This is a genomic window from Dactylosporangium sp. NPDC051485, assembly GCF_040682015.1.
In the GTDB taxonomy this organism is placed as follows: domain Bacteria; phylum Actinomycetota; class Actinomycetes; order Mycobacteriales; family Micromonosporaceae; genus Dactylosporangium.
The window spans coordinates 52,463-60,688 of the sequence record NZ_JBFAZW010000074.1; the positions used below are offsets into that span (position 1 = coordinate 52,463).

10 protein-coding genes and 2 pseudogenes are annotated in these 8,226 nt (G+C 70.0%); 6 read left to right on the forward strand and 6 right to left on the reverse strand.

Annotated features, from left to right (window positions below):
• Positions 1-3: 3 nt before the first annotated feature.
• Entirely contained in the window at positions 4-723 is a 720-nt protein-coding gene (locus tag AB0M46_RS34205; protein WP_363342938.1) for a TetR/AcrR family transcriptional regulator, read from the forward strand.
• On the opposite strand, the gene AB0M46_RS34210 is transcribed toward AB0M46_RS34205, so the two are convergent.
• From AB0M46_RS34210 to AB0M46_RS34220, 3 genes and pseudogenes are all read right to left on the reverse strand, one after another.
• Positions 680-1,279: a hypothetical protein gene (locus AB0M46_RS34210; RefSeq protein ID WP_363342939.1), complete on the reverse strand. Its 600-nt coding sequence runs from the start codon at positions 1,277-1,279 to the stop codon at positions 680-682. The genes AB0M46_RS34205 and AB0M46_RS34210 overlap by 44 nt on opposite strands.
• 20 nt (positions 1,280-1,299) lie before the next feature.
• Positions 1,300-1,629 (reverse strand): annotated as a pseudogene (locus tag AB0M46_RS34215) (steroid 3-ketoacyl-CoA thiolase); the annotation flags it as partial.
• Positions 1,626-2,072, reverse strand: coding sequence for a hypothetical protein (locus tag AB0M46_RS34220; RefSeq protein ID WP_363342940.1), 447 nt, complete (start codon positions 2,070-2,072; stop codon positions 1,626-1,628). The gene AB0M46_RS34220 and the pseudogene AB0M46_RS34215, both read right to left, overlap by 4 nt.
• A 121-nt stretch (positions 2,073-2,193) precedes the next feature.
• Between AB0M46_RS34220 and AB0M46_RS34225 the strand changes: the two genes are divergently transcribed.
• Positions 2,194-2,799: a TetR/AcrR family transcriptional regulator gene (locus AB0M46_RS34225; protein ID WP_363342941.1), complete on the forward strand. Its 606-nt coding sequence runs from the start codon at positions 2,194-2,196 to the stop codon at positions 2,797-2,799.
• On the opposite strand, the gene AB0M46_RS34230 is transcribed toward AB0M46_RS34225, so the two are convergent.
• Positions 2,778-3,044, reverse strand: coding sequence for a hypothetical protein (locus AB0M46_RS34230; RefSeq protein ID WP_363342942.1), 267 nt, complete (start codon positions 3,042-3,044; stop codon positions 2,778-2,780). The genes AB0M46_RS34225 and AB0M46_RS34230 overlap by 22 nt on opposite strands.
• 541 nt (positions 3,045-3,585) lie before the next feature.
• Here AB0M46_RS34230 and AB0M46_RS34235 point away from each other — a divergent pair.
• Positions 3,586-4,197, forward strand: a complete 612-nt coding sequence (locus AB0M46_RS34235) for a YdeI/OmpD-associated family protein (protein ID WP_363342943.1) — start codon at positions 3,586-3,588, stop codon at positions 4,195-4,197.
• A 23-nt stretch (positions 4,198-4,220) separates the two neighbouring features.
• Here the strand turns inward: AB0M46_RS34235 and AB0M46_RS34240 are convergent, their stop codons facing one another.
• A complete protein-coding gene (locus tag AB0M46_RS34240; RefSeq protein WP_363342944.1) occupies positions 4,221-5,168 on the reverse strand; it encodes a WYL domain-containing protein in 948 nt (315 codons plus the stop codon).
• 64 nt (positions 5,169-5,232) lie between these two features.
• Here AB0M46_RS34240 and AB0M46_RS34245 point away from each other — a divergent pair, with 64 nt between their 5' ends.
• The 3 genes from AB0M46_RS34245 to AB0M46_RS34255 all read left to right on the forward strand — a co-directional run bounded on the left by AB0M46_RS34245 (position 5,233) and on the right by AB0M46_RS34255 (position 7,535).
• A complete protein-coding gene (locus AB0M46_RS34245; RefSeq protein ID WP_363342945.1) occupies positions 5,233-6,183 on the forward strand; it encodes an alpha/beta hydrolase in 951 nt (316 codons plus the stop codon).
• 239 nt (positions 6,184-6,422) lie between these two features.
• A complete protein-coding gene (locus AB0M46_RS34250; protein WP_363342946.1) occupies positions 6,423-7,058 on the forward strand; it encodes a CBS domain-containing protein in 636 nt (211 codons plus the stop codon).
• Positions 7,059-7,085: 27 nt separating this feature from the next.
• Complete coding sequence (locus AB0M46_RS34255; protein WP_363342947.1) at positions 7,086-7,535, forward strand: YbhB/YbcL family Raf kinase inhibitor-like protein; 450 nt, start codon at positions 7,086-7,088, stop codon at positions 7,533-7,535.
• Between the two features lie 40 nt (positions 7,536-7,575).
• Here AB0M46_RS34255 and AB0M46_RS34260 read toward each other — a convergent pair.
• Positions 7,576-8,226 (reverse strand): annotated as a pseudogene (locus AB0M46_RS34260) (hypothetical protein); the annotation flags it as partial.

The following is an 8,226-nucleotide window of genomic DNA, read 5'->3' on the forward strand; positions in this document are numbered from 1 at the left end:
CGGTTGGACATCGTCGAAACGTTGCCGTCGGACAGGAGCCAGCCGGTGCAACCGCAGGATCGTCGATCGCTCATCTTGCAGAAGGCGGCGGAACTCTTCGCAATCAAGGGGGTCTCGGCCACCACGGTCCGGGAGATCGCCGACGTCGCCGGCGTGCTGTCCGGCACCCTCTACCACTACTTCGGGTCCAAGGACGACATGGTGGCCGCCATCGTCATCCGCTACCTCGAAGACCTCAACGCTTGCTACGGCGCGATCGCCGCCGATATCGACCCGGCCGAGCAGTTCGTGCGGCTGGTCGAGGGCTCGCTGTCGATCATCGAATCCCATCCGTACGCCATGGAGATCTACCAGAACAGTGGGAAGTACCTGCACTCGCTCGCCAGCTATGACAAGATCCGGCAGGCGGTGGGTTGCGTGCAGCGGCGCTGGTTCGACCTGCTCGAGGCCGGCGTGGCCGCCGGGGTGTTCCGCTCGGACGTGCCCCCACGGGTGCTCCACCGCCTGGTTCGCGATGCCCTGTGGCTGTCGGTGCGCTGGTTCACCCCGACTGAGGATTACACCACCCGTCAGCTCGCCGCCAACTTCGTGTCGGTCTTCCTGCAGGGCATCCGGCGTGACGGCGCCGCCGCCGGCACCCGGGTCCTGCCGGTCGGCGACGCGGTGCTGCTCCCCAGCGTCAGGCGGCCACCTCGACGAACGTCGCCTCGCTTTCGACCGTGACCAGGCCGCCCGCCGTGACCGTGGCGTGTACCTTGATCCGGCGCCCCGCCCGTTCGGTGATCCGCGCGGCGAAGGTCAGCTCCTCCTCCAGCGGGGTGCGGTGTCGGTAGCGCAACAGCAGCGTGCCGGTGACGGCCCGCACGTCGGTCGTGCGGATCAGCTGGCCCATGAGGCTGTCCACGACCATGGCGAGGTAGCCGCCGTGTACGGCGTCGGGCGGGCCCTCCACGAGCGGGCTCACCCGCGCCGTCGCGGTCAGCCCGCCCTCGCCGTCGGGGGTCATCACGATCGGCGCGGCGAGCGGGTTGAGGCTGCCGGAGACTGCCTCGCCGGTGGAGTGCAGCGCCCCGTCGCCGTTCGGGCTGGCCTCCAACCGGCGGATCAGGCGCGATCGGCTGCGCTCGCGCAGCGTGGCGGTCACCCGGGTGATCGCGTCGGTGGCCGCGCGTACGTCCGCCTCGTCGACGTCGGTCAGCCCGACCGCCACCATCAACTCCCGGGTCGCGCGGACGAGCTCGGCCAGGTTCGCCGGGCCGGCCGGGGGTGCCCCGTTCACAGCCGCTCGTCGATCGTCGCGGCGGCCGTGGCGATCAGCCCGAGCCGCGCCGTTACGAGGTGGGCGGCCTGCTGGGCGCGGCCGCACTGGGCGTCGACGGTGGTGCATCCGGTCGCCTCCGGCAGGCCGGCGTGCAGCCACGCCGTGCGCGTGACGTTGCTGGCCTGCTCGCCCACCTGCGACACGCAGCCGCCGATGACCTGCTCGGCGAGCGCAGGGTCGACGCCGGTGCGCCGCAGCGCGCCGCGCTGGGCCAGGCCGAGCAGCTCCGCCGGGCGCAGCGCGGACAGCGCACCCCCGCGCCGGCTGAACGGCGTGCGCGCGGCGTCGACGATGACGGCCTGCTTCATGTGCGGCTCCAGGGAGTGGGGGGGGTTGACGTCGTCCAAAATCTAGTACATGTTCTAGTTCTGATCAAGAACGTGTACTTGTTTTTGGACGGTGCTGTGCTGCTGGCCGGCCCGGAGGTCCAGCGTTTGCTGGAGGAGGTGCTCACCGGCTGAGTACGCCGAAACTTCGTGACCGCGGCCCGCCGGGTCGGCGCCGAGGACACCGGCGGCGGACCTCTGGTCCTGGCTGGCCGCCCTCGGGCTGCCGCGCCGCGCAAATGCTTGTTGGCGTAGCGCAGCCAGTGCCGCTCGGAGGGGTAACGCAGCAGCACCTGCATCACCGCCAGGCACAGCAGCTCAGCGTGGGACAGCAGCGGGCGGCGGCCCCGGCCGCAGGGCCGCTCGATCAGGTCATCGATCTCCACGTGCAGTGCGGTCACGAGGGTGTCCAGATCAGCGTCCAACGACGGGCTCCAAGAGTTCGGCGGCTGGGTCAGCAACGCTGATCTTGGACACCCTCCCCGATCTATCCAGCAGCGACACACGCCCGAATCTTCAAGGCATCAATCATCTAGGGTGCTCGGCATGTCAGGCGATCCAGTCGCGGCGACGCCGGCCCGGCGCTCACTCTCCGCATCCCAGCAGTCACGGCGGGCCCGCATCCTCGACGCGGCGGTGTCGCTCGCCATCGGCGGCGGCTACGGCGCGGTCGGCATGCGGGAGGTGGCCACCGCCGCCGACGTCGCGCTCGCGACGGTCTACCGCTACTTCCCGTCCAAGGACCATCTGCTGCTGGGCGTGATGGCGGACAGCCTGGAGCGGCTGCGGGTGCGCCGCCGGCAACCCCGCGGCGGCACGTCCGCCGAGCGGGTGCTCGCCGTCATCGAGCAGACCACCAGGTCGATGTTGCGCAACCCGGAGCTGTCGTCGGCGATCCTGCACGCCTGGGTCGTCGTGGCGGGCGAGCCGGGCGCGGACGAGACGCGCATCAGCACTTCGATCCGTGACGCCGTGCTCGCCGCGATGGCGCGGCCGCCGGCGCCGCCCACCCCGGATAACCTGATGCGGATCAAGCTGCTGACCCGAGTCTGGTTCAGCGAGCTGCTCTTCCGGGCCAACGGGCGGGAGAGCGACACGACCCTCCTGGAGACGGTCCGGGCGGCGGTCTCCTACCTCTTCCCCGACGAATGACGGGCTGCATGGCTCATGGTGCCGCACTGTGAACGCGGTGCGACATCAGCGTCCTGGATCTTGCAGGCGGTCCCGCTTTCGACATTGACCGCGCCGCACGGTCCGTGCAGCGCCGAGTTCGTGACGCCGTAGGTGCCGTACTCATTCTCGAAGGTGCGTTCGAATCCGTTCCCGGTACTGTTGCGCATGTGCCCTGCGGCGTAAGCCCGGTTCTCCGGGGTGTCGCGCAGCCCGATCCGGTCCAACTGGGCCTCGTTCTGTCTCGCTCGCGGTGAGTTGTGGTCGTTCGGCTTGATATCGCGGTTATACAGGTAGTTGAGCTTCCGGTTGTCGATCTCGCACCGCGGGCCGCAGGTAGCCGCTTTGCCTCGGACTGAGCAATGGCTCGATCCTCGGCGATCGCGGCACGCTCCGCGGCGGTCGCGCCACGCGCTGCGCCGCCGGCCCCGCCGCCGATGAAGGTTGTCGCCACGAAACCGAACGCTTGCAGAAACCCCTAGCCGGTCGGGACAGTGGGATTTGAACCCACGACCCCTTGACCCCCAGTAGCCGGAGGCCCCAGCGACGTGCTCAGGCACGTTCTCCCAGGTCGCCACAAGCATGAACCGGCCGAGTACAGGAGTCTTGCGCGACGACGTCGCGAGGCGCGTATGCAGGCATGACGTGGCTGGGGTATCGGCCGCAGCCCCATGTCACTACTGCGCGAGTACCTCGCCACCCAGCATGATCGCTCAACGAGTCACCCCGACAGGTCGCAACACCGGGTTGCGGCACTAGCCTGCGGTGGTGGCCGGAACCGAACTGGACGAGCTGATCGTGGCTGACGGCGCGGTGCTGCGCGCGTGGCTGCTGGACAACCACACCGCCTCTCCCGGCGTGTGGCTCGCCCTGACCAGGAAGGGCGGCTCCGTCACCACGCTGACCTGGCAGCAGGCGGTCGACGAGGCACTGTGCTTCGGCTGGATCGACGGGCAGGCCCGCAAGCGTGACGAGGAGAGTTCCTGGCGGCGGTTCACCCCGCGCCGGTCCCGCAGCATCTGGTCTCAACGCAACGTCGTCAACGTGGCCCGGCTGGAGGCGGCCGGCCTGATGCTGCCCGCCGGTCGCGCCGCGGTGGACGCCGCGAAGGCCGACGGGCGGTGGACGGCCGCCTATGCGCCGTCGTCGGAAGCGGAGGTGCCGGCCGACCTGCGAGCCGCGGTCGCCGCCGACCCGGCGGCGCAGGCGATGTTCGACGTGCTCACCAAGACCAACCGCTTCGCCCTCATCGGCCGGGTCAATGCCGTCAAGCGGGCCGAGACGCGCACCCGGAAGATCGCCGAGTACGTGGCGATGCTGGCCCGGCACGAGACGATCCACCCGCAGCGAGCCAGGCCGGCGGACGCGCCGACGTCGTGACCGGGTGTCTGCCGGAACGGATCTCAGCCGTATCGTTCGACGAGCGCGTTGCCGATCGCGGCCAGGTGGTCTCGGACACCCGGGGGGCCGGTCACCTCGAGCCATTCGATGAGCCCGGCAAGCTCGCCGGCGAGCGCGTACTCGTTGTAGCCGCGGATCACGACCTCGATGCGGCCGTCGGTCGTGGCGCCTCCCATGTCGAGCCGATCGCCGAGCATCATCCGGAGCAGGCTCATCCCGTGGGGCGCGCATACCGCCTGGATCTCGAGGGGCGTTCGCCTGCGGTCGACCTCGTCGGCGATCTCGCGCCAGCTCTCGGCAAGGTCGAAGTCCTCGGGTCGGTGCACGAGATCGCCGGTCGGGTCGGCGGACGACACGCGGTCGATCCGGAACGTCCGCCGACCGGCCTCGGTGTCGCAGACGAGGTACCACCACGGACCTTTGGCGACGATGCCCAGCGGGTGGACGGTTCGCTCGGTTTCGACGCCGTCGCGGTCGACGTAGCCGAGCCGCACCTGGACGCCGCGGATCACCGCGTCCTGGAGCTCGTCGAGGAAGCGAGGCGGCCGGTGCTCGACCCGACCTGCCCCCCATCGTTGCGGGTCCATGACCAACGACGCCGCGGCCGCCTCGGCCTGCACCCGGAAGGGCTCCGGCAGGGCACGGACGAGCTTGCGCAGCGCCGCTTTCACGGCCGGCGCCGCAGCCGACGCCGGGCCGGCAGCCAGGAACAGGGCGCGTGCCTCACCCGCGGTCAACCCGGACAGGTCGGTGCGCGCGCCGCCCAGGAGACGCCAGCCGCCACCCCGGCCCTGCATGGAGTACACGGGCACCCCGGCCATGGCCAGGGCGTCGAGGTCGCGGCGGGCGGTGCGCTCGGAGACCTCCAGCTCCCGGGCGACCTCTGCTGCTGTCACCTGCTCGCGTTGCTGGAGCAGGAGGAGGATGGCCATCAGCCGGTCGGCTCGCACCCGGACAACATTTCCACAGAGAACCGGTCATGGGGTGACCGGTTTCGGTCGGCAGGATGGCGACATGACCTCACCGGCGCACACCGTCGATCCAGCCGATTTTCCCGAACCCACCATCATTGCCGTCAACGGCGTGGAACTCGAAGTCTTCGAAGCGGGCCGGCGGAACGCAGGAAGGCCCATCGTGCTCTGTCACGGCTGGCCGGAGCACGCCTTTTCCTGGCGCCATCAGATGCCTGCTCTCGCCGCGGCGGGCTACCACGTCATCGTCCCGAACCAACGCGGATACGGCAACTCATCCCGTCCGACCGAAGTGACCGACTATGACATCGAGCACTTGTCGGGTGATCTTGTCGCGCTGCTCGATCACTACGGATACGAAGATGCCACCTTTGTCGGCCATGATTGGGGCGCATTTGTTGTCTGGGGATTGACCTTGTTGCATCCGAGCCGGGTCAACAAGGTGATCAACCTGAGCCTGCCTTACCCCGAGCGCGGAGACAATCCCTGGATCGAGTCCATGGAAGAGGCGCTTGGCGGCGATTTCTATTTTGTCCACTTCAATCGACGGCCGGGCGTCGCGGATGCCGTATTCGAAGCGAATACGTTCCGGTTCCTTCGCAACCTGTACCGGAAGAACGGGCCCCCCGCGGAGCCTCGGCCGGGTATGTCGTTGATCAATCTTGCCAGAGCGGAAACACCCCTCGGTGAGCCCGTCATGAGCGACTGTGAACTGGCCGTCTTCGTCTCCGCTTTCGAAGCAACGGGGTTCACGGGCAGTGTGAATTGGTACAGGAACTTGGACCGCAACTGGCGCTTGTTGGCGGACGTGGACCCGATCATCCAGCAGCCCACCCTCATGATCTACGGCGACCGTGATGCGGTCGCGAGGTCTGAAACGCTGGCAGAATTCGTGCCGAATGTGGAAGTGGTCAGTCTGGATTGCGGTCATTGGATCCAGCAGGAAAAGCCGGAAGCAACGAACCAGGCGATGCTCAAGTGGCTGGACCGCTAACGGGGTCCCTTGATCCCCAGTAGCCGGAGGCCAGCGATGTGCTCAGGCGCGTGCTTCCAGGTCGCCGCGAGCACAGAACCGGCCGCGATCGGCCCGGTGCGCCGAGTTGGGCCCGCGGGCCGCCAACCGGGGGCGGATGGCCGGCGAGGTGGCGCCGTCGCGGCGGCGGCGACGTAGCGTTGGCGGAGCACCGTCGTTGTTGGCGCTCTTGCGCTGAGGTACGCCGGAGAGGGGGCACCATGGCCTTCGACAAGATGATGAAGTCCGCCAAGCGTGGCCTGGCGACGAGCCGGGCGCGGGTGGACGAGACCCGAGCCCAGCGGCAGCGCGAAAGGCTGCTGTACGATCTCGGCAAGGCCAGCTACGCCGAACACACCGGCCACGCGACACGTGAGGCCGTGGCCAGCAAGCTGCGCGCTGTGGATGACCATGAGCAGGCGCTTCGCGAGAAGCAGGAGCGGCAGGCCAGAGACATCATGCACCCCGGAGCCGAGTGCGTCGACGAGGGCGAGACCGTCGCGTCCGCCGCGCGGAAGATGCGTGATCTCGGCGTCGGTTCCCTGCCGATCTGCGGCGCGGACGACCGGCTGCACGGCATCATCACCGACCGCGACATCGTCGTGCGGTGCATCGCCGAGGGCCAGGAGCCCGGCCAGGTCCTGGTGCGTGAGCTGACCGGGGGTGAGCTGGTCTGGGTCGACGCCGGCGCCGGCGTCAACGAGGTGCTGTCGCAGATGGAGGACCACCAGGTCAAGCGGCTGCCGGTCATCGAGAACCATCGCCTGGTCGGCATGATCAGCGAGTCCGACCTGGCCCGCAACCTCGACGATCGGCGGCTCGCCGAGTTCGTGGGGAAGGTCTACACGACGTCCTGACCCCGTCGCAGTAATCCGGAGGCACTGGTGACGATTGCTGTGTCCAGCCCGGTGTTCCGCGAGGGCGACGAGATTCCTCGGCGCTTCACGGGCGATGGCGTCGACGTGTCGCCGCCGCTCGACTTCACCGGACTGCCGGAGCAGACCGCTGAGCTGGCCGTGCTCGTCGAGGACCCCGACGCCCCCAGCGGTACCTTCACGCATTGGGTCATGTGGGGTATCGATCCCGAGCTGTCGGGCCTGGGTGAGGGCGAGGCGCCGACGGGCGCCGTGCAGGGCAGGAACGACTTCGGCAAGCGGGTGTACCGGGGGCCGATCCCGCCCCGTGGCCGGTCACATCGGTACGTGTTCGAAGTCCTGGCCCTGTCCGAACCGCTCCGCCTTGCCGCGGGCGCGTCGGCCGTCGAACTGCGACGGGCGGCGGCGGGCAAGGTGCTGGCCTCGGGCCGCCTCACCGGGCGCTATCAGCGAGGCTGAAGCGGCGCTGTCAGCGAGGCTGAAGCCGGCCGCCCGGCGCTCAGACCCTGGGCCGACGGCCTGAGCGCTCGGGCGTCGGGTCGGTCCCGCCCGTTGACGCCGCCGGGGCCGGCAGGTTCGCCGCGAGCTGGTCGGCCAGGGCGAGCACCGCCGCGTACCCGGTGCCGGTGAACGTGCCGTCCTGGTGCAGCTGGTCGAGCCGGTCGAGGAGACTGGCCACCTCCGCTGCGGCGCGGTCGTCGTTGCCGCGCGCGAGCTCGCGGGCGAGGTTGTCCAGCCGGCGGTTCAGCTCACGCGCGGTACGGCTGTCCAGGCCGCCGTCACCGGCCTGGGCCTGCACGGCGGCGCGGGCCGCGGCCAGCGTCGCCTCGGTCGGGTCGCTCGGTGTGTCGCTCGGGGTTGGGCTCGGGGTCTCGGTCGGTGTGTCGCTCGGCGTTGGGCTCGGGGTGTCCGCGGACGGCGGGGCCTGGGTGGTGTCCGCGGGGGTGGGCGCCGCGCCCGGGTGGTCGGATCGGCTCGGGAGGGTCCCGAGCGCGAACGCGGCGACGGCGGCCGCGCCGAGCGCCGACAGTGCGATCCCCGCCGAGCGGCCCCGTCGCCGGGCGGCCGGCGCGGGTGGCTCGCCGAGCGCGGGCAGGCTGCGCGTCGCCGGCCGCACCGCGGCGCGGCCGCGGATCGGCGCCTCGCCCCT

What these genes read in the sequence shown, in the direction of transcription:
- AB0M46_RS34225 (WP_363342941.1), top strand. Translation starts at nt 2,194, where the DNA reads ATGTCAGGCGATCCAGTCGCGGCGACGCCGGCCCGGCGCTCACTCTCC.
- AB0M46_RS34245 (WP_363342945.1), top strand. Translation starts at nt 5,233, where the DNA reads ATGACCTCACCGGCGCACACCGTCGATCCAGCCGATTTTCCCGAACCC.
- AB0M46_RS34250 (WP_363342946.1), top strand. Translation starts at nt 6,423, where the DNA reads ATGGCCTTCGACAAGATGATGAAGTCCGCCAAGCGTGGCCTGGCGACG.